Annotated in this window: 19 protein-coding genes; 13 read left to right on the plus strand and 6 right to left on the minus strand. The window is 66.1% G+C overall.

Annotated elements, in window-relative coordinates; all coding sequences use genetic code 11:
* Nucleotides 1-303: 303 nt before the first annotated feature.
* Together NF4_RS18885 and NF4_RS18890 are read left to right on the plus strand one after the other, a co-directional pair.
* A complete protein-coding gene (locus tag NF4_RS18885) occupies nt 304-1,425 on the plus strand; it encodes a DciA family protein (protein ID WP_063128674.1) in 1,122 nt (373 codons plus the stop codon).
* 96 nt (nt 1,426-1,521) lie between these two features.
* Nucleotides 1,522-1,725 carry a hypothetical protein gene (locus NF4_RS18890; RefSeq protein ID WP_063128675.1) on the plus strand — a complete coding sequence of 68 codons (204 nt, stop codon included), beginning with the start codon at nt 1,522-1,524 and terminating at the stop codon, nt 1,723-1,725.
* An 84-nt stretch (nt 1,726-1,809) separates the two neighbouring features.
* On the opposite strand, the gene NF4_RS18895 is transcribed toward NF4_RS18890, so the two are convergent.
* From NF4_RS18895 to NF4_RS37865, 3 genes are all read right to left on the minus strand, one after another.
* Nucleotides 1,810-2,508 carry a hypothetical protein gene (locus NF4_RS18895; RefSeq protein ID WP_232330553.1) on the minus strand — a complete coding sequence of 233 codons (699 nt, stop codon included), beginning with the start codon at nt 2,506-2,508 and terminating at the stop codon, nt 1,810-1,812.
* Nucleotides 2,509-2,797: 289 nt separating this feature from the next.
* Nucleotides 2,798-3,082, minus strand: coding sequence for a hypothetical protein (locus NF4_RS18900; protein ID WP_063128677.1), 285 nt, complete (start codon nt 3,080-3,082; stop codon nt 2,798-2,800).
* Between the two features lie 277 nt (nt 3,083-3,359).
* A complete protein-coding gene (locus NF4_RS37865; protein WP_063128678.1) occupies nt 3,360-4,730 on the minus strand; it encodes an NsdA family TPR-like regulatory protein in 1,371 nt (456 codons plus the stop codon).
* A 465-nt stretch (nt 4,731-5,195) separates the two neighbouring features.
* Here NF4_RS37865 and NF4_RS18915 point away from each other — a divergent pair, with 465 nt between their 5' ends.
* The 7 genes from NF4_RS18915 (at nt 5,196) to NF4_RS18945 (ending at nt 10,941) form a co-directional block, all read left to right on the plus strand.
* The gene (locus NF4_RS18915) at nt 5,196-5,930 is read left to right on the plus strand and encodes a PIG-L deacetylase family protein (protein WP_198165380.1); all 735 of its coding nucleotides are present in this window, start codon (nt 5,196-5,198) and stop codon (nt 5,928-5,930) included.
* Nucleotides 5,927-7,192 carry a nucleotide sugar dehydrogenase gene (locus NF4_RS18920; protein WP_198165381.1) on the plus strand — a complete coding sequence of 422 codons (1,266 nt, stop codon included), beginning with the start codon at nt 5,927-5,929 and terminating at the stop codon, nt 7,190-7,192. Before NF4_RS18915 ends, NF4_RS18920 begins: the two co-directional genes overlap by 4 nt.
* A 37-nt stretch (nt 7,193-7,229) precedes the next feature.
* A complete protein-coding gene (locus NF4_RS18925) occupies nt 7,230-8,177 on the plus strand; it encodes an NAD-dependent epimerase/dehydratase family protein (RefSeq protein ID WP_063128681.1) in 948 nt (315 codons plus the stop codon).
* Nucleotides 8,174-8,443, plus strand: coding sequence for a MoaD/ThiS family protein (locus NF4_RS18930; RefSeq protein ID WP_063128682.1), 270 nt, complete (start codon nt 8,174-8,176; stop codon nt 8,441-8,443). The genes NF4_RS18925 and NF4_RS18930 overlap by 4 nt, the downstream gene beginning before the upstream one ends.
* 11 nt (nt 8,444-8,454) lie before the next feature.
* Nucleotides 8,455-9,345, plus strand: coding sequence for a formylglycine-generating enzyme family protein (locus tag NF4_RS18935; protein ID WP_198165382.1), 891 nt, complete (start codon nt 8,455-8,457; stop codon nt 9,343-9,345).
* 11 nt (nt 9,346-9,356) lie between these two features.
* Entirely contained in the window at nt 9,357-10,274 is a 918-nt protein-coding gene (locus NF4_RS18940) for an NAD-dependent epimerase/dehydratase family protein (protein ID WP_063128684.1), read from the plus strand.
* 280 nt (nt 10,275-10,554) lie between these two features.
* The gene (locus tag NF4_RS18945; RefSeq protein ID WP_063128685.1) at nt 10,555-10,941 is read left to right on the plus strand and encodes a GFA family protein; all 387 of its coding nucleotides are present in this window, start codon (nt 10,555-10,557) and stop codon (nt 10,939-10,941) included.
* Between the two features lie 305 nt (nt 10,942-11,246).
* Here the strand turns inward: NF4_RS18945 and NF4_RS18950 are convergent, their stop codons facing one another.
* Genes NF4_RS18950 through NF4_RS18960 form a run of 3 tightly spaced genes read right to left on the minus strand, consistent with a single transcriptional unit; the run spans nt 11,247 to nt 12,362 of the window.
* Nucleotides 11,247-11,432 (minus strand): hypothetical protein, encoded by a 186-nt coding sequence (locus NF4_RS18950; protein ID WP_063128686.1) that lies wholly within the window; start codon nt 11,430-11,432, stop codon nt 11,247-11,249.
* Complete coding sequence (locus NF4_RS18955) at nt 11,429-11,989, minus strand: bifunctional DNA primase/polymerase (RefSeq protein ID WP_198165383.1); 561 nt, start codon at nt 11,987-11,989, stop codon at nt 11,429-11,431. Before NF4_RS18955 ends, NF4_RS18950 begins: the two co-directional genes overlap by 4 nt.
* Nucleotides 11,990-11,999: 10 nt before the next feature.
* A complete protein-coding gene (locus tag NF4_RS18960; RefSeq protein ID WP_063128688.1) occupies nt 12,000-12,362 on the minus strand; it encodes a hypothetical protein in 363 nt (120 codons plus the stop codon).
* Nucleotides 12,363-12,709: 347 nt separating this feature from the next.
* On the opposite strand from NF4_RS18960, the gene NF4_RS18965 reads away from it, so the two are divergent.
* From NF4_RS18965 to NF4_RS18980, 4 genes are all read left to right on the plus strand, one after another.
* Nucleotides 12,710-13,267 carry a DUF7691 family protein gene (locus tag NF4_RS18965; protein WP_063128689.1) on the plus strand — a complete coding sequence of 186 codons (558 nt, stop codon included), beginning with the start codon at nt 12,710-12,712 and terminating at the stop codon, nt 13,265-13,267.
* Between the two features lie 264 nt (nt 13,268-13,531).
* Entirely contained in the window at nt 13,532-14,278 is a 747-nt protein-coding gene (locus NF4_RS18970) for a hypothetical protein (protein ID WP_063128690.1), read from the plus strand.
* A gap of 72 nt (nt 14,279-14,350) precedes the next feature.
* The gene (locus tag NF4_RS18975) at nt 14,351-15,565 is read left to right on the plus strand and encodes a tyrosine-type recombinase/integrase (protein ID WP_232330554.1); all 1,215 of its coding nucleotides are present in this window, start codon (nt 14,351-14,353) and stop codon (nt 15,563-15,565) included.
* Nucleotides 15,562-18,195 (plus strand): tyrosine-type recombinase/integrase, encoded by a 2,634-nt coding sequence (locus NF4_RS18980; protein WP_063128933.1) that lies wholly within the window; start codon nt 15,562-15,564, stop codon nt 18,193-18,195. Before NF4_RS18975 ends, NF4_RS18980 begins: the two co-directional genes overlap by 4 nt.
* Nucleotides 18,196-18,230: the final 35 nt, after the last annotated feature.

Below are 18,230 nucleotides of genomic sequence, written 5' to 3' on the forward strand. Positions count from 1 at the left end.
AGGGACACACTCCGATGCTCGTGCGGGCCTGGCTCTGCGATGACGCAGACCGTGTCATTGCCGTCACGTACTGTGCTGGACGATCGCGGATCCACGTTGAGGAGCAGGTTGGTGGAGGTCGTTACCCGGGTTGAGGCACTGGTGAAGGAACTCCGCGCACCCAGTATCGTTCTGTGGCTTAGTGTTTCGAGTAGTCGGCCTGAACATGGCGCGCTCGGAAAGGCTGGCCCTACGCCCGAGAGCTGTGCCAGGGGTGGACGCCATGAAACCTGCTGGGAGCGCACAGGAAGAGATACGGATCTCGTGGATTTGGATCGTTGGACCGCGATTGTCGGTGACGAGGTCGCAGGCCACACCCGCACGGTCTCGCTGCATGATCAAGTCCTGCATGTCGTCGCCAACTCCCTGACCGGGGCTGTCCAGCTGCGGGCCTTGCACCCCACCCTGCTGGAGAAGATCATCACCGAGGTAGGCGAGGACGTCGTGAACGCCATCGAGGTCTCCGGTCCGGAGGCCGGTGCCGCTGACACCGGTTCCGACAGCGATGCCGACGCACCGAGCCTGCTCGCTCTGGTCGAATACCTACAACCAGCGATGGACGAGGTCGATGCCTCCGCTTCGTCCGGAAAACCGCCGTGGCTACCGACAGGTTTCACCGACCTCGACGAGCACTGCGGATGTCTGGGCCCGGGATCGCTCACCGTGATCGGCGGATTTCCCGGAGCCGGTTCCAGCACTCTCGCACTCGGTTTCGCTCGAAATGCGAGCATCAGGCACGGTTTCGGCGCCGCGTACCTGACGTTGGATTCCCACCCCAGCGACGTGGTTCTGCGCCTGTTGTCCGCCGAGGCGAAAGTCGAACTCAACAGTTTGCGATCCGGACAGATGATCGACGACGACTGGACGCGATTCGCGCGGCGAATGTCGGAAATCGCTGACGCGCCCTTGGTCCTCGGCCGGCCGAAAGACCGTGACATCACCGCGTTGGCCGAACACATCAGCGAGCTGGCATCGACGGGAACGCTGCTGGTCGTCATCGACCCATTGCACATGGCCGTCGCACGGCGGGACCTGCCGTATGAGAACCGTGAACGCGAAGTGTCCGAGATCGTCCGACGCTTGAAATCGCTGGCTCTCGATCTCGACATCGCGATCGTGGTCACCTCCCACCTGACCAACAACCCCGGCCCCCGCCAGGCGGTGCCGCGCCCGCCGACCTTGGCCGACCTGCGCGACTCCGGTGTCATCGCCCACGTCGCCGACACAGTGATCCTCCTCGATCGACCCGACATGTACGAACACGACAGCGACCGAGGCGGTGAGGTGGACCTGACCGTCGCCAAGAGCAGATACGGGCCCGCCTTCACCACCACCGTCGCGCACCAACTGCACCTTGCCCGGCTGGTCGATATGGTCAAAACATGACCGCAGGATGCGGCTGGAAGGTCTGCACCGCGCTTCACCCTGATCAACCACACCGGACCTTACGTCCGCGCACCGCACACCGTAGAGAACGCGACGGTGTGCGCACACGACCTCGAAGCCATCCTGCCCACCTTGGCCAAGGCTCCCGGCGCCGGTCGCCGTCTCCTGGAGGCGTTGACCTTCCGTGGTCCTACACCGCCAGCGCTGGAGCGTGCGGTGGACGGGATCGGACGCGAGGACAACCCGGTCACCACCGACCTGTGGGACCGATGGAAGGCACTCCTGCCCCGGCCCTCGTAGTGTCCCGACGTCACCGGAGGCGCGGAACAATCATGCCGACCTACAGCGTGCTGGCTGCGCACCCCGACAGGTCAGGCCGAGGGTTCACCCCCCGAGTAGCATCCACGACAGGTCCGGGTCGTGCACGATCTTCTGCCATTCCGCGCTTCGGCACGGCACGAGCCCGAGTACATCGAATCCGGGCAGGCCGTGGGACAGATATCGCTGCTGGGTCTCCTGGCAGACGAAGAAATTCCCCTGGATCTCCCCGCAGTCCCCGCACACGACTGCCAACGTCTCGGCGTCGCGGGTCTGGCTGTGTCTCCATTGAATGGTGGAGGCGATATCGCGGCGCCCGATCCGCTTCAACAAGGCCTCGGCGATGCCCATCCCGTATCCGGCATCGTCGTGGGCCAGGATGATCCGGTGCGCGGCCCGGCCCGGCCGGTGCGGATACATCCCCGCGATACACGCCACCTGGGTGCCGCATTGCCAGCAGTCGCGCGCGAAGCCCAGCAGCTGGATCGTCACCCAGCGGCCGGCCCCGGCAGTCTCCTGCCCGATTACAGCGTGGGGGTTGTCCCGTAGGGTCACACAAGTTACGCAGAGCACGAGCGGTCCGACGGTGCGGTCCTCGCACACGATCCCGTGGTCGGGGCGCACCAGTACCGAGCAGTGCCCGCATTCGGTCGCGTATCGGTTCCGGGCGGCGAACTGCCCCATCACCACGTCGGGGCCGGTCATTGCTGCTGCCCTGCTTCCGGTGACCGCGCTCTCGTACTGCGTTCTCGGCAGTCGAGCCACCGCCCCACTCTGGATTCCGACACGAGACCCCCTGCGTGAACCGGCGAAATGCGTTGCTGCTCAACGATACCGAAAGACGCCGACGGATCGGTCCCGGTTCGCGATCACCGGGCACGTCGCAGTTCAAATGGGGTGTTGGCCCGGGGGAGGGAACCTCAACGGTATTCGTGCTCAGCAGGTGTCGTCTCCCGGCCCGGACGGGCGCCGATGCCCGACCCCCAGGATCCCGGACCTGTCGGCCGGCCCGGGCTTGCCGGACGAACTGCTCGCCGGGAGGGACAGTGAACTCCTACGGCAGGTTATGGCGCTGCCGCGTCCAGCGCGGCATGCGCGTGGTGAGTCCCGGCGCCGGCGTAAGCGGCAAGCCGGCGATGGCTGCACGGATACGACGCGCCATTTCGTCGGGGTCGTGGATGTCGACAACGGTGAACGTGAGTATCGACCCGACGTCGATCTTGGCGGCTCGGCACGCGGCAGCGGCCTTCTGAAGCGCCTGCATCCGCTCGGCGCTGCGGTGGGTCTCGTAGGCCAATACTTCGGCCTGCAACGCCATCACCAGCTGATCGTTACTCATCGTGTCCGCTCCGATCCTCCGTCGTGCCCACGGCCCTATCGGCGGCGGCAGTCCGGTGTCATGGGGGTCCGGAATACCCGGTGCCGACGTGGGCACGCAGGCCCGCAGTACGTCTCGGCTGCGCCCGGGCGGTTCTCGGGCGGGACCTGCTGGCCAGCAGGTCGCAGCCCACCATGCCTGCCGGCCCGAGGATGCACGCCTCCAGCCAGTGTCCTCCAACGAATCCCCGGCGTCTCCCGCCAGTCAGCCTGCGTACTCGAGCCGACATCACCACAAATCAGCTGCTTCTGCTGCTGGTGGTCGCCTCGAGGGAGCGCACGCGGTCGCCGAGTTCGCGGACCGCGGGCCGGCGGCGGTAGGGGGTGAGATCGCCGAGCAGGGTGGTGAGATGCCCTGTGACCCGGGTGGAGGTGACCTGGTCGGTGAGCAGGTCGACCGCGTGCCCGGCGAGGTGCAGGGCTTGATCGAGGTCGGGTTCGGGTTGGCGGGCGTAGGTGGTGGCGAGGAGGGTGTAGCGTAGTGCGCCTTCCCGGGAGCCGTTCTGGTCGCCGCTGTGCAGGGCGGCCCGGAGGTGGCGGCGGGCGTCGGCGTGTTCGCCGAGGCGCAGGTAGCAGTATCCGGCCTGGCCGTGGGCGTGTGTGAGGTCCAGCCAATAGCTCCAGTCCGGCGCCGCGCTGGTCGGGCTGTCGAGGTGGGTGAAGGCGGCGTCGATCGCGCGGCGGGTATCGGTCGTCGAGCCCGTCACGGCGTGTGCTTCGGCGGCGCGTAGGTGCAGGATCGCCGAAACCCGGGGACTGGCACCGGGATACCCTGCTATCGCGGTGTCGGCCAGCAGCGTGGCTTCGCGCGCCTGCCCGAGGTCTTTGGCCTGGCAGGACATGAAACCCAGGACGTTCGCGGCGAGGGCTCGGTCTCCGGCGGCGTGGGCGGTCCGCAGGGCGGCGACCCAGTAGCGTTGGGCGTGGGCATGTTGGCTGGTGTCGAAACAGAGCCAGCCGGCGAGCCGGAGCAGTTCGGCGGCCGAGGCGTGTAGGCGGCGGCCGGTGCTGTCGTCGTAGCTGCCGTCACGGAGCAAGCGCAGGACGTGGCTGAGGTGGGCGCGCACCATGGTCAGGAGGGTGCCGCCACCGAGCTGGTCGTCCATGCGCCGCAGGCTGGCGGTCATGCTGTCGATTTCGTCGACGGTGGTCGGCCGGATCCGGGTGCCGGAGGTGTGGGCGAGGCTGCCGACTTTGGCGGCGAGCAGCCATTGGTGAGCGGGGGCGGTGATCGCGGTACCCGCCAGGGTGAGGAAACGCCGTCGCTGCATGGAATCAGCCTCGGTGACCGCCGCGATGGCGCGCAAGGCCCCTGCTGCCGTCCACGGTCCTTCCAGCTCCGAATCGGCGGGAAGCAGCGCCTCGGTCGAGGTCTTGGCCCATCCGAGGTCGGCGGGTGTGAGCGGGCGGTTGAGTTCGGCACTGAACAACGCCGCGGCCAGGACCGGCCAGGGGGCGCGGGGGCGGGAGCCGGCGAGCCATCTGTACGGGGTTTTGGCGTGGACATGGTCGCTGAGCCCCTGCGATGCGGCGTGCTCGCTCAGCCGGTGGGCAAAAGTTTCCGGCCGCCATCCCAGCTCGGTCAACACTGTTGCCAGCTGCGCGTTCACCCACCTCGCCCCTGAACCGATTGTCGGTGCCGATCCGGCGAGGATAACCGGCCGCGGTGCGCTTTGCACCGGATTTCACCAAACGCACCAAGTGCACTAAGCGCACCGGAAGCGCACTAACCGCACCAAATGCACCAAACGCACCGAGCGCACCACTACCGCCGCCCACCACCTGTGCGGTGTTCTGATGGGAACCCGGCGGCCGTCGAACTGGTTGCCGGACAGTCGATCCGATCGTCTCGAACATGTGGAGGGCGCTATGGGATTCCGGTTGCCGATGCAGATCCTCGTCGAACTGCATCCGAACCTCACTCGTGGAACAGGAGTGCCCGTGGGTGAATCAGCCGCGATGACTCGGCCTTCCGGCTTTGCCCATATCGCGCCGTACCGCACCTGGGTCGAACCGGTCGCGCAGGTAGCCAGATTCGGTCCGAGGTATCCGCTGCCGGGCTACCGGAGTCGGGGGTGAGCAGCGTGCAGATCGACTGGAGACAACAGCGGGTGCTGGTGATCGCTGCCCATCCTGACGACGAAGTAATCGGCTGCGGTGGACTGCTCAGCCGAGTCAAACGGGAGGGCGGGCAGGTGCACGTGCTTTATATGGCTGTCGATGACCTGATCGAATACTCACCTGCGGGCGGCTCGACCGCCGAGCAGCGGATGGCCGAGATCGAGCGCGTGGCGGAGTTTCTTTCCCTGGACAGTTGGCACGCGGCCTGCATCGGTGAGCGGCGCACCCCGCGTCTGGATGCGCTGCCTCGTTGCGAGCTCGTCGATTTGCTTGAGGGCCGCCCCGAACATGGGGCGGCGTTGCCGGTGCTGCGGCCGACAGTGGTGGTGGCGCCCGAGGTCACAAGCTACAACCAGGACCATCGAGCGGTCGGACAGGCGGTGTTGACCGCGCTGCGTCCCGGCCCGGATCGGTGGCGGCATCAGCCGCGGCTGGTACTGGCCTATGAGCAGGTTGCGGACTTTTGGAGTGGAGCGTCGACGGCGCCGCATCCTCGGAACTTCTTCGTCGAATTGTCTGCCTCCGACGTGGATCGCAAGATCGCGGCGCTGCGGCTGCACGAAAGCCAATGGCGGGACCACCCGCACACGCGGTCGGAGGCAGCGTTGCGGGGTCTGGCGGCGGTTCGTGGCGCACAGAGCGGGACGCGGTATGCCGAGGCGTTCCATTGCTTGCGGTGGCGGGCATGAAGGCGCCGACCGTTTCGATGCGGGTCGCGGTGATCGGCTGCGGTTTCATCGGTCTGCCCGCCGCTGTGCTGGCTGTCGGTGCCGGCCACACCGTGATCGCGTTCGACACCGACCCCGACCGCATCGAACAGCTCCACCACGGCCACTCCTACCTCCCCGATGTATCGGACCACGATCTGGACCGAGCGTTGGCGACCGGGCGGCTGATCCCGACCGGCAACCCGGACGCGCTCGCCGGTTTCGATGTCGCGCTGATCGCCGTGCCTACACCGACGACAGACGATCACCCGGACCTCAGCTATATCGAGGCCGCCAGCAAGACCGCCGCGACCCATCTCAGCCTGGGCGCGACCGTCATCCTGGAATCCACCACCTATCCGGGCACCACCGAGCACATCGTGGTGCCGATCCTGGAGACCAGCGGTCTTCAGGCCGGGCGAGAGTTCCGGGTGGGGTACGCCCCCGAGCGGATCAATCCCGGAACGTCGATCGCAGAGCTGCGATCGGTGCCCAAGATCGTTGCCGGAATAGACGACGAATCCCGTGCCGCGGTCGCCGGGTTCTGGTCAGGTCTTGTGGACGAGGTCGTGCTCGCTCCCGACATCGGCACCGCGGAGTTGGCCAAGCTCGTCGAAAACACCTTCCGTCTGACCAATATCTCGCTGGTCAACGAGCTCACCCGCAACGCACACGCATTGGGTGTCGACATCTGGCAGGCGCTCGCGCTGGCGGCGACGAAACCATTCGGGTACATGCCGTTTCACCCCAGCGCCGGGGCGGGTGGGCATTGTCTGCCCTCCGATACCCGCTACCTGGTATGGCGGATCCGCGAAACCGCCGGCGCGGCAGCCCCGCTGATCGAGACCGCAGCCCGGATCAACGACGACATGCCCGCCTACGTCGCGAACCGGATAGTCGCCGGGATCCGGCGACGGCAGCCCTTCCTCGCAGGCGCACGAGCTGTCGTCGTAGGCGCCACCTACAAGGCCGATATCCCTGACCTTCGCGAATCGGCCGCACTCAAGGTCGTCGAAGCCCTGCGCGGACTCGGCATGCACGTGGTCGTCGTCGATCCCCTCGTCCACGCAGACCCAGATCTCGCCGTGGCATCGGAACTGACTGTCGAGCATGTCGCGGACGCGGCGGTGGTCGCGCTACTGGTCGCCCACCGCGACCTCGACTACGCACTCATCGCCGGCAGCAAGTACGTATTCGACGCCTGCGGCGTGCTCCCGGCGGCACCCAACATCGAACGCCTCTGAATCTCCACACCCATCACTCGATTCGAAAGGACATGCTGTGTCCACAACCAACCATGTCGTCGTCACCGGCGGCGCAGGCTTCATCGGCTCTCACCTGTGCCGGGCACTGGTCGAGCGCGGCGATCGCGTCACCGCGATCGACAACCTCAGTACCGGACATCGGGAGAACCTGACCGATCTCCTGCCGCACCCACAGTTCGGCCTCATCGTCGGAGATGTCACCACCGTGTCGGTGTTCGCCGGACTTGCCGAGGTCACCCACGTGGTCCACCTCGCCTGCCCCGCCTCACCGAAAGCCAACTCCGCGATGCCGCTGGAGACCATCCGTGCCGCGTCCCTGGGCACCCTGAACACGCTGGAACTCGCCCAACGCAACAGCGCTCGCGCGGTGATCGCCTCATCATCGGAGATCTACGGTGATCCCCAGATCCATCCGCAGCCCGAGGACTACCGCGGCAACTCCAATCCGGTCGGACCCTACAGTGCCTACACCGAAGGCAAACGCCTCACCGAAGCCGCAGCAGCGGCGCATCACCGGATGGGCACCAACGTCGGCGTCGTGCGCCCCTTCAACGTCTACGGCCCGAACATGTGGCCCGAGGACGGCAGGGTGGTGTCCTCGTTCTGCGCGGATGCCCTTGCCGGCAAGACTTTGCAGCTCCACAACGGCGGAACCCAAACCCGGTCCCTGATCTACATCACCGATTTCGTGGACGGGATGGTCGCGATGCTCGACAGCGACGAGTTCGGGCCGATCAACCTCGGTTCCGACGACGAGATCACCATCGCCGACCTGGCCCGGCTCGTCATCGATGTGGCCGGCACCGGAGCAGTCGAACTCACACCCGGCCGCGACGAGGTGGTCACGGTGCGCCGACCCGACACCAGCCGAGCCCGCAAACTCCTCGACTGGGCCGCAACTACACCGCTGCGCGCCGGCGTTACCGACACCCTCGCGTGGATGCGGCAGGTGACACAGTCATGACCATTCGATTCGTCCTACCGCCTAGCTGGTCCCGCATCGCCGAGGCCGACCTGTCGGGCTTGTCGTGTGAGGCCACCACGGTGGACGAAGGTCTGAAGTGGCTGATCGAACAGCATCCCGTGTTCGCCGAACGAATCTATACAGAACACGACCTGGCTCCGTGGACGATCGTGTGCCTCGACCACCACCACATCCTCGATCCGTCCACTTCCATACCCCCCGGAGACCATGAACTCCAGATCATTCCTGCCCTGATGGGAGGCTGAGCGTGCAGGAGATGATCACGATCCCCGCCTCCACGGCCACCATCGGGTCCCCAGAACAACACCTGGACACAGTCGCGGCCTCCCAGCACTATCCCCGGGCGTGGTTCGAGGACGAAACCCCGCAACACACGGCCACTATCGACGCATTCTCCATCGACTCCGTGCCGGTGACCAACGCCGCCTACGCCGCATTCACCGACGCGACCGGGCACGTCACTGCCGCCGAGCGACGCGGATACGGCCTGGCCTACGGACGCGGTTACTGGACAACCGTGCCCGGTGTCAACTGGCGCCACCCGCACCCGGACCTGGACGCAGTCGGAGATCGCTCGGATCACCCCGTGGTGCACGTCGACCACACCGACGCCACCGCCTACGCCGTGTGGGCCGGCAAACGCCTGCCTACCGAGGCCGAATGGGAATACGCGGCCCACGGCCATCAATGGATCCCATGGCCGTGGGGAAACGAGTGGGACCGCCACCGCGCCAACACCGCCGAATACTGGGCGGGACACCCGATCCACGACCTCGACACATGGAAAACCTGGTGGCGCGAGCACTACACCCACCACAACATCACCCCCGCCACCACCGTCGTCGGCACCCTCACCGACGGCACCTCACCATTCGGGGTCCTCGACATGGCCGGAAACGTCACCGAGTGGACCGCCTCCCCGTATCTGCTCTACGCCCCCGACCGCCGCTACGACCCCGGATACCACGCCGCCGCCGACCACGGGCACATCGCGGTGCGCGGCGGCAGTTGGAAATCGTTTCGATGGCAGGCCCGCACCAGCGAACGCATCGCCTGCACCCCCAGCTACTCCGCCCCCGACCTCGGGTTTCGCTGCGCCCGCGATCTACCCCAATCCGCCACATCCCACTGCCCCACCACCAGATAAGGTCTGCTGCCATGCGTGCACTCATCACCGGCGGCGCCGGGTTCATCGGGTCCCACCTGCTCGACCGGCTGCTCGCCGACGGCCACACCGTCACCGTCATCGACGACCTGTCCAGCGGTGACCGCACCCGCATCCCCGACACCGTCGCCTTCCACGAAGCCGACGTCGCCGACGCCGCAACTGTCACCAGCATCATCGAACAATCCCAGCCCGAACTGATCTATCACCTCGCCGCGCAAATCAGCGTGCGACACTCGGTCACCGACCCCCAGCGCGACGCCCAGGTCAACGTGATCGGCACCCTTAACGTCCTGACCGCCGCCACGACCGTCGGCGCTCGAGTGATCATGGCATCGACCGGCGGCGCGATGTATGGCGACGGCGTCCCGATGCCGACCCCGGAAACAGTGCTGCCGCAAACCCAAGCGCCCTACGGGATCTCGAAGTACTGCGCCGAGCAGTACCTGACCCTGCACAACCGGCTCCACGGCGCACACCACATCGCACTGCGGCTGGGCAACGTCTTCGGCCCGCGCCAAGACCCCCACGGCGAGGCCGGAGTAGTCGCCATATTCTGCGGCCACATCGCCGCGAACACCACGCCCACGATCTTCGGCGACGGCAAACAAACCCGCGACTACGTCTACATCAGCGACATCATCGACGCTTTTCTCGCCGCAAGCACCTACACCGGATCGGTGGCAGTGTTCAATATCGGGACCGGTTTCGGCACCTCGGTCCTCGAACTGCTCGACGCAGTCAACACCGCGGCCGGGACTTCTATCGCTCCCCGATTCGACTCACCGCGAGACGGTGAATGGCGGTACGGCGCCATCGACTCGACCCTGGCCGCCACCGAACTCAACTGGCACGCAACAACCACCGTGGCCGACGGCATTCACACCACCTACACCGCCCTGACCACCTAACTGTCAATCAATGACGGCGCACCGGGCGCTGGCTGCCCCGTCGGGCCAGCCAGCGCCCAGTGATCTCCGCGCGAGGCGACCCAGGCAATATCGGCGTCCTCCCGCACCCGCTTCACCTCGTCAAACCCGGCGTGGGCGGTATCGCGAAACTGTTCGCGATGCTCGGCCTCGCAGAGCGTGCGGCTGTAGCCTGGCCGGCATCGGCGGCACCCGGCCAGGCTAGTCAGCGAGCGCCGACGAGTTATCTGAGACCGCAACATGGGTGGAAAGGACACGGGCCATGTACGAAGGCGGCTGCCGGTGCGGCAAGATCCGCTACCGAGCGGAAGCAGCCGGGATCTGGCCGCATCTGTGCTCATGCCAGGACTGCCAGCGCCTGAGCGGCGGACCCGTCATGGCCTGGGTCGGGTTCCCTGCCGACGCGTTCTCCTGGACCGGCGAAGGCGGCGAACCGACCTGGTTCTACACCTTCCCCGACATCGGACGCGGGTTCTGTCCCACTTGCGGTTCCACGCTGGCCTCCAAAGGCGATGTGCCCGGCGAGGTTGGCGTGACCATCATGTCACTCGACGACCACACCACCCTGACCCCCGAGCACCAGTCCTTCAAAGCCGACGCAGTGCCATGGCTGCCTATAATCGCGACGACCTCACGATCGAGACCGTGACTTTCTCGTCGATGTTCCCGGACTCCCAACCCCACCCGGCGTCTCCATCTTGCCAGCGGAGATCAGCGCAAGCAGGTCGATGACCACCGGCAAATGGGACTCAGTTGGGAACGAAATGGGAAATGGGAACCGAAATGCGCTCCCTGAATGGGAAATGCGAGGTGAAGGGGCAACGATGGTCGGTTTCGGTCCGACCCCGCTCCGAAGCATCCGGACGCGCGCGTATCAAGACCCGGCACAGCCGCGGCAGTCCTTTCCAGCGTGCCGGATGACCTCGCGCGCATGAGTTGTTGACGATTCTCGCCTCAGTTGCCCGGTCCGGCGCTTTCCTTCGGCGCGGTGGGGATGCCGACGTCGATGTAGAGCCGGTGGAGTGTGCTGGTGCCGCGATTCGGGTAGGGCGCCGACACCTCCCGCAGCTCGAATACCTCGCCAAGCAGGGCCGTGGCCGCGCGTAGTTCGGTCGGGGTGCCGGTCAATCGGATCTTCACCGCGCTCTCCGCCCGATCAGCGCTGCGAGCCAGCCGGGCAGTATCGCGATGGGCGCGTCGACCTCGATCGTGTACTCGCGGCCGTCCACCACCGAGCCGGGGCCCGCGAGGTAGGCGCCGAGCGTGCGGCCGGGCCCGCGGATATCGATCCCCGGCCCCAGTCGTGAGGTGCCACCGGACACCGACGGAACGGTCAGACCGGCGGGTACCCGGAACAGCAGATGCCGGCCGTCGTGCGGGGTGGCGACCTCAAGCGTGACCGGCCGCTCCTGGCCCCACCGCCGGCACACCTCGCTGAACTGCCGCACGCCGTCGGCGCCGGCGTTGGCGCCGCCGGTGGTGTGCCGGTCCAGGTCGACCCCTACGATCCCGGACGCACGGCACGCGATGCCGATATTCGCCCCGATCCGCCAGCGGGCGCGGATCTCCTGGATGTCGCCGGTGGCGATGGTGTGCTGCCAGCCCTTCGGCGCGGCCTTTTCACCGGGCGGGAGCGGGAACACCGCCAGCCCGCGCGACAGCGCCTCGATCGGGTCGGGCCGCTTCGTTGTCGGCATATCGGTCACCTCAGCACTGGCAGTCATAGCCGGTGCGGGTGTCGCCGCCGCACTCGTCGCAGGCATACAGATCGTCTCGCTCGTCGTCGTGCATGTACTCCCTGTGCCGCCACCCGCTGCACCTGCCGTTGTAGCAGCCGCACCCCGGGCATTCCGGGCATATCATCCCGACCGTCCACTGGCACGTCTCGCACAGCAGCTGGTTGAGCGGGTCGTCGTAGATGGCCTGCGCCTGTTCGAAGGTGATCTCTTCCTCGGTCGCGAGCTGGCGGATGACGATCACCTGCTCGCGAGCCTTCTGATATGGCAGGTCCTCGTGGGCGTCCGCGCGCCGGCGGGCGGCGCGGGTCAGTGCCCTGGAATCGCGTGGCATGGTTGTGCTCGCTTCCCGGTGGAATACGCCCACGCCGATCCCACCACAGCCGGATACACACCACGACACAGTGATTGGGAGCCTGAGTCTGAGACATCTTCGTCCGTCGAGCACTCAACCCGGCGCGGGCGGGCGAGTTCGGACCGGCTGGCGTAGGACCGCGCCCAGCATATCGACCCGCACCGACACGCTCGCACCGGCAGGCGTCTCCTCCGGTCCAGACCCCGGCCGCGGACCATATCGGCCACAGTGTCAACGATTTCGGTCACCGCACCCGCGTACGGTGTCGGCAGATCGCGCACGCCCGATGCCGGTCGACCGGACAGCGACGAGCACGGGGAGTAGCTATGGGCTACGGGGTCATGGTGTATGCGGTGGAGATCGAAATGGTGCGGGCCCCGTCGAAGTACTTGGCCGATCCGCAGGATTACTTCGCCCGGATGATGAACCTGCGCAGGCCCACCGATACGCCGGAGGGTTTCGACGAGGCACTGGCAGAGCTGTTCTTCTCCCGGCCGTTCACCGGCGACGAGGGCTCGGTGTACGGCTATGCGCTGGAATGGCTGTGTGAACGGTTCGGCTCGCCTCTGAAGAATGCACACTGGTACCCGGTCGGCCTGTCCTGGCTCGACACGGTGCGCCGGGCCCTGGGCGAGGTCGGTGTGCAGTTCGATCCCAGTGACCTCGTCTACTCGCGCTCTCCCGTGCTGCTGCCGGACATCGTGGACTTCCCTGGTATCGGCCACCTCACGAATGTCGAGGTGAAGCCGCTCGCGCAGGTGCTGGGGGCCGCCGACCTGTCTGCGGTTGCGGACCGCCAGATCAGGGAATCCATCGCAGAAATGCAAGGTTGGATTCAGTACTGCGCGAAAATCAACTCTGACCTCGTGGGTTTCTTCCACTGAGTGTACTGTCGGGGCCGCCGATCAGCGTTCGCCCGGCTCCTCATGTGCTTCGGAGTCGGGCAGTCGTTGCCCGAGGTGTGCCGCCCGAGGCGGCGCCGCGGTGAGGGCTGGTGACCGCGCCACTGGATGGGATACGCGCCCGCTGACGGCCGTGCTGCTCTGCTTCGCCTGTAGTTGTCACCGGCGTAGGCAATACTCGACATTGTTCGGGCGAATGGCGATGCAGGGGTGGGTGTTCCAGTGATCCAGCGAGCAGATTCGGGCGTGTTCACTGCACGGTTCGGCGAGCGTGATCTGCGCGGCTGGTCGGCGACCGTGGATGAGATGGAGGCGATCCTGGGTCGTCTCGGTTTCGACGGTGCCGGTGCCTCCGGTCCTGCGGTGTCGCCGGCGGTTGCCGATGAGGATGCCGATCGGATCCGAGATGCCCGGCTCGACCACCCCTACGACGAATGGATGCCGCGGCTGCGTGCGGCGGCCGACCGGCCGGAGCGTGCAGTGTTGCGCGAAGCCCTGGTGGCGCTGCAAGACGATATGCCGGCGCCGGGCCCTCGCGCCTCCGAAATGTTCTGGGTTCGCGATCCCGATCCGGGCGCTGAACTGTTGGCATGGCTGGGTGAGCGGGTGGCTCGGGTGAACGCGGTGGCACCGCAGGTGAGACAGCTCGCGGTCTTCGGGTCCGGGGCGGTGCCGCAGGAGCGTGAGGGGCCTGCCGCGCGAGCATATGACCTGGAGTGGGTGGATCCGATCCGGATCGTGAGCACTCCGGATCCCGAGCAGTGGGGCGAGTTCGATCGCTCCGAGCCGGCTCGGCGGTCACTCGCCGGGTTCTGCGTGACACTGCACGCGGCTACGACCCCGGAGGAGTTGGAGGCGTGGATCGATCGGCTGGTGATGGGTGATATGCGGCTGCCGGTGCCACTGGAACGGGTCGAAGGCCCGGCCGGGCCGCTGTATGCCGTGCTTACTGCCCACGAATCGAGTGTTCGTTACATCCGTACCCATCCCTGAATCCGTCTGTGGCGAACAAGAATCGATGACTACATTCGCTACATGCGGGGGGCAGATCGATGGCGGTCGGCTGTGGATGTTGATCGGTTTGTCGTGCGGAAGGTTCGCCATCGCGACGGCCGGTTGTCGCACTGGATTTTCACACCGTCCGGTCAGGTGCATCGCCCGTCGTTGGCGGTGTTGACCCGGTACGGAACCTCGACCCAGGAGACCTACGCCTATAGCCTGGTGGACCACCTGAATTGGCTGCGCGTGAACAACCGCAGCCCCAGCGCCATCACCTTCGATGACCTGCGCCGATATATGAACGGCCTCACCGGCCGGGCCGACGGTATCTACGGGCTGGCCTGGCGGCGTCCGGACCAGAAGCCGCTCGGCGCCTCGGCGGCGGGGAACGTCGCGACGGTGGTAAAGGCCTACTATCTGTCGCTGCGGGCGACCAGCGAGATCCGGCCGGATCTGATCGAGGCATTGACGTCGGGACGCGGTGTCTGGCGGTATGGCCGGTCGAAGCGAACGGTCGAGTCGAACCCGCTTGCTCCGCGCAAGGGTGCGCGGCGGCCGCGGTTCTTGCCTGACGAGGTCGTGGAAGCCTTGTTCGCGCCCGGTGCGCTGACCACGGCACGGGATGTCATGATCGTCACCTGGCTGCATGACGGTGGCCTGCGCGTTGGAGGTTTGTGCGGGCTGCGATTCTGTGACCTGCACTTGGTCAAGCATCATCCCTGCGGGCAGCGAGCTGACCCGCACGTTCATGTCGTCGGTCGCGACGACAATCCCAATAATGCACGGGCCAAGGCATATGTTCCGGCGCCCCCGAGCCGGGATGGCTACACCGTGGATGGGGTGATCCGCGCGGTGAGCGACGACATGATCAGCACTTTCTACGCTTATCTATTGGACGAGTTCGCCCCAGTCCAACACTTGGTCGACCACGAACAGATCCTGATACATGTCGGCGGTGCTACCGCCGGCACGGCCCTGCATACTGGCGGGGTCCGCAAGATGCTGGGCCGCGCCTGCACACGGGCGGGCCTGGACGTTCGGGTCCTGCCTCACGCGTTCCGGCACAAGTCGGCGGCAGCGCTCTATGCCGAGTCGGACTTCAACGCCGAGCTGGTCGCACAGGAGTTCGGCTGGTCCGGCCCGACTATGGTCACCGAGGTCTACGGCAAGTCCGCCAATCGGCATGCGATGAAGTTCCTGCAGCAGGCATGGGACGCCACCGCGCGCCCACCGGCCGAGCCCTACCTGGCGCCGGGGCGGATGCCCGGGGCCGACGGATGACGGCCCCGGACGCGTTTGCGGCGCCTGTTCCTACCGCAGCGCCGACATTCTCGGGGCTGACCCCAGAACAGCGCTACGAGATCGTCAGTCAACAGTTTCCGGCCTGGCTGTTGGCCGAGCCGATCGAGTTTCCGCCACACCACGACACCTACGGGTGGATGTGTCGTGTCGCCGGCTGCGAAGGTGGCCTGCCGTCCGCCGATACTCGACTGCTCTGCGCGGTGCATGCCAAGGAATACATTCCCCTGAGGGATACCGTCGATCTCAGCGACTTCGTCCGCACGGCGGCGCCCTCGTCGGCACTACGTCTGGGCTGGGGCCTGTCTCGCAAGCCCGACTGCCAGATCTGCGGCCCGGCGAGGGAAAGCTATGCCCACGGCTTCTGCCGTCGTCACTCCCATTCGCGCTGGATCGCTCTGCGGCGCGGCCTCAGCGAGGCCGATTGGCGGCGGGCCCAGAAGCCCCTCCCACCAGTCGAAGGCTGCGTAGTTGAACGGTGCGTGCACGATGGTGGCCTCTACGCTCGTGTTGAATCCGAGAAGTTCCGCGCCTGCCTTAGCCACTACAACCAGTGGCGGTGGTGGAGAAAATCCACTGGACGAGAACCGGATCGAGAGGCATGGACCGATTTCCTCGGCAGCGTCGCCGACGAGTCAGTGACATCGACAACGATCGGTCGCGGAACGCTCACGCTGAAGCATCTGCCGCCGAAACTGCAGTGCGAGATCCGCTTCGCGCTTCACCGACACGCCAATACCCCGCGGCGCACTCAGTGGCGGCCCTCTGCTCTTCAGAAGGCTATCGACATCCTCGCGGCCGCTGCGGTGCTGTCGCTCAACGATGCGATCTTGGCCGATCTCGTCAAGTCCCAGGGGCCCAACTCGGGCGAAAGACGGATCCTTGCCGATCTCCCGATCGCGGCCCGCAGTCTTATCCTGACTCGCGATATGGCCATGGAAGCCGGGTGGTTCGATCCAGCGGTTGTGGGCGCCAGTCCGTTTCGCGACAGCCAGAACGGCCTGCATCGGCGCAAGGTTTGGGATCTTGGCGAGGTGTCGCAACGTTGGCTTCGTGACTTGCTCTGGAACTACCTCAGTGACGAGGCTCTTGCTCCAGAGGGAAGGAAGGTATCCGGGGCGACGATCAGCCAGCGAATCGGCGGAACTGTTCTGCTCTCGCGCATTTTGCACCAGAATCGCTCGGACCACGGAGAGTTCCCCGAACTGCTGGGTGTTGCTGATGCGCAGGCTTTGAAAGATACCTGGGACCTATGGTTTCGGGAACAGATCCCTCTTCCGGCCAGGGTCGTCTCGCCGTCCGTTCGGCCGGCAGCGCTCAAGGAATACACGCGCTACCTCTACATGTTCAGTATGCGGACCGTTCTGCTGCGGAGTCGGGAGAGGCACAGAACGCCTGCGCAACTGGATAGTTTCATCCTTAGCATGCCGGAATACCCACCTGCGCGTTCGGCTCCTCGTCCTCGACCGTTGCGCTATGACGACTTCCAGCGGCTCGTCGACGCGAACAACATCCACGCTCTTGAGGGGCTCGACAACGACGACATCGGCTTCGCCGACATCTGGCTGACCCAGGCATTCCAAGGCGGGCGGATCGGCGAAACGATCAACCTCCGGCTTGGCTGCATCGGACTGATCGGCGCGGCGCAACCCTACCTCTGGCGCGACATCACCAAGGTCGGCATCGGCGACTACGGGATGCCGTGCTACCTGCCCGTCTATGAACGACTGCTCCGGCGCCGGGAGATCACCCTCTCACGCCTGCGCAAACGACACTTCGTCGATCTCGCCGGTCTCGATGACCGCGAGCGGGCCAGATTCGAAGCGCAGTGGGACCGGGAAATGCCACTGTTCCCCGGACTGATGGCCAATCCTGACCTGTCTATCGCGGTTTCGTCGAGCTGGTTCCGGGAGGTCTGGAGCGGTTGGTTCGAAAGCCTGGGACTGGTCGGGATCACCACACACCAAACACGAGCAACGCTCGCCACCTCACTGTTGAACAACGGCGCACCACCAGCGCTGGTCCGACAGTTGCTCGGGCATTTTTCCGAAGAAGCGCTCGCGTTCTACGCCAATTACAGCAACGACATCATGGCCCGACACCTGCAGCAGGTTTGGGCCGCCAGCCCCGGCATGGACAAGCCAGGCACCATCCTGCTGCGCCCCGCCGATCTGAAGACCGAAAACCCGGCCGCAGCGGCGGCCCGGATCGACCTGGCCGTCGTGCCGGTCGAGCACGGCCTCTGCCGCTACGGCCCAGTGGTTGGCGGCGCGCAATGCCCCTGGGAGAAGAACTGCAGCGACGGCCCGAAGGGCACATGCGAGCATTTCGTGCTCACCGGCGCCGATCTGGCCTACTGGGAACGCAAACGCGACGCCGCGGTCCACTTCGCCGAAGGCGCACCCACCGACGAAGCCCGCGACTACATCCTGAGCCAATGGGAACCCTGGGAACTCGTGCTCACCCGGTTACGCGAAGCCTTGGACGAACTCGGCCTGCTAGAAACCGCCGAAAAACTCGACCTACGCACCCCGGTCCACGACTACTTCGACCCGCTGTTCTCCACCGGATTCCGCCTGGGACATCTGGATTCACCCGACAGCAAGACCTGACCACCCACCAGCAAACAGGAGATCCAGCTTCTTGG

The sequence above is a fragment of the Nocardia fusca NBRC 14340 genome, assembly GCF_001618425.1.
In the GTDB taxonomy this organism is placed as follows: Bacteria; Actinomycetota; Actinomycetes; order Mycobacteriales; family Mycobacteriaceae; genus Nocardia; species Nocardia fusca.

Bases quoted from the DNA above. Each gene is read 5' to 3' on its own strand.
- NF4_RS18945 (WP_063128685.1), top strand. From the start codon at position 10,555: ATGTACGAAGGCGGCTGCCGGTGCGGCAAGATCCGCTACCGAGCGGAA.
- NF4_RS18980 (WP_063128933.1), top strand. From the start codon at position 15,562: ATGACGGCCCCGGACGCGTTTGCGGCGCCTGTTCCTACCGCAGCGCCG.
- NF4_RS18930 (WP_063128682.1), top strand. From the start codon at position 8,174: ATGACCATTCGATTCGTCCTACCGCCTAGCTGGTCCCGCATCGCCGAG.
- NF4_RS18965 (WP_063128689.1), top strand. From the start codon at position 12,710: ATGGGCTACGGGGTCATGGTGTATGCGGTGGAGATCGAAATGGTGCGG.
- NF4_RS18900 (WP_063128677.1), bottom strand. From the start codon at position 3,082: ATGAGTAACGATCAGCTGGTGATGGCGTTGCAGGCCGAAGTATTGGCC.
- NF4_RS18935 (WP_198165382.1), top strand. From the start codon at position 8,455: ATGATCACGATCCCCGCCTCCACGGCCACCATCGGGTCCCCAGAACAA.
- NF4_RS18920 (WP_198165381.1), top strand. From the start codon at position 5,927: ATGAAGGCGCCGACCGTTTCGATGCGGGTCGCGGTGATCGGCTGCGGT.
- NF4_RS18955 (WP_198165383.1), bottom strand. From the start codon at position 11,989: ATGCCGACAACGAAGCGGCCCGACCCGATCGAGGCGCTGTCGCGCGGG.
- NF4_RS18960 (WP_063128688.1), bottom strand. From the start codon at position 12,362: ATGCCACGCGATTCCAGGGCACTGACCCGCGCCGCCCGCCGGCGCGCG.
- NF4_RS18940 (WP_063128684.1), top strand. From the start codon at position 9,357: ATGCGTGCACTCATCACCGGCGGCGCCGGGTTCATCGGGTCCCACCTG.